Here is a 1222-nt window from a genome sequence, read left to right on the forward strand (position 1 = left end):
TGACCCGAGACCCGACTCTCCCCCGGCCATTCGGAGAATCCGCAGGTTGATTTCTGGGGCTACGCGGCGCGCATTTCCAGCCCCTTCATTGCCATGAACTCGGCCGGGGTCATGTTCCCGAGCCCGGAGTGTGGGCGGTGGTGGTTGTAATCGTCTTGCCAGGAGCGGATCTGCTGCCGGGCCTCGCCGAGGGTCGAGAACAGCGTCTCGTTCAACAGCTCATCCCGGAAGCGGCCGTTGAAGCTCTCCACGAAGCCGTTCTGCATGGGTTTCCCGGGCGCAATGTAGTGCCACTCGACGCCGGTGCGCTGGCACCAGGACAGGATCGCCATCGAGGTCAGCTCCGTGCCGTTGTCGCTCACTACCATGGCGGGGTGCCCCCGCCGGGCGATCACGGCATCGAGTTCTCGGACAACGCGGTGGCCGGACAGCGACGTGTCCGCCACCAGCGCCAGGCACTCGCGGCTGTAGTCGTCGATCACGGACAGAACCCGGAACCTTCGCCCGTCCGTCAGCGCGTCGCTGACGAAGTCCAGGCTCCAGCGGATGTTGGGTGCGTCCGGCAGCAGCATCGGTCGGCGCGTGCCGAGGGCGCGCTTCCGGCCGCCCCGGCGGCGCACCTGGAGCTTCTCCTCGCGGTAGAGGCGCCTGAGCTTCTTGAGGTTCATCACGATCCCCTGTCTTTCCAGCATGATGTGGATGCGCCTGTAGCCGAAACGGCGCCGCTCGGTCGCAACAGCCTTCATCGCCGCCCGCGCCTCGGCATCATCCGGGCGCACGCTGCGATAGCGCACGCTCGACCGATCCACGGCCAGGGCCTGGCACGCCCGGCGTTCGCTCACCCCGTGGATCGCCACGACATGCGCCACCGCCTCCCGCTTCACACCGGGCGCTACCATTTTTTTGCCGCGACATCCTTCAGGATGGCGTTGTCGAGCATCGCCTCAGCCAGAAGCTTCTTCAGCTTGCCGTTCTCGTCCTCGAGCGCCCTCAGCCGCCGGGCGTCGGACACCTCGAGCCCGCCATACTTCGCCTTGTATTTGTAGAACGTCGCCGAGCTGACCCCGTGCTTCCGGCAGACATCAGCCGTAGGCATCCCGGCCTCCTGCTCCTTCAACATCGCGATGATCTGCTCTTCCGTGAACCTTGATCGCTTCATCGTCCGTCTCCTTGGTGGAGCGGATTCTACTCCAAACTGGAGGAGGATGCGGGGCTCAGGTCA

1 protein-coding gene is annotated in these 1222 nt (G+C 65.4%); it reads right to left on the minus strand.

The genetic code is table 11. From position 1 onward, the window contains the following. Nucleotides 1-59 precede the first annotated feature (59 nt). A protein-coding gene (locus C8D95_RS21610; RefSeq protein WP_109761272.1) for an IS3 family transposase occupies nt 60-1159 on the minus strand; the annotation gives its coding sequence in 2 pieces (ribosomal slippage) (nt 60-910 and nt 910-1159; 1101 coding nt in all). Nucleotides 1160-1222 lie beyond the last annotated feature (63 nt).

Origin of the sequence: Silicimonas algicola, from assembly GCF_003148765.1 — a bacterium.
Classification (GTDB): domain Bacteria; phylum Pseudomonadota; class Alphaproteobacteria; order Rhodobacterales; family Rhodobacteraceae; genus Silicimonas; species Silicimonas algicola.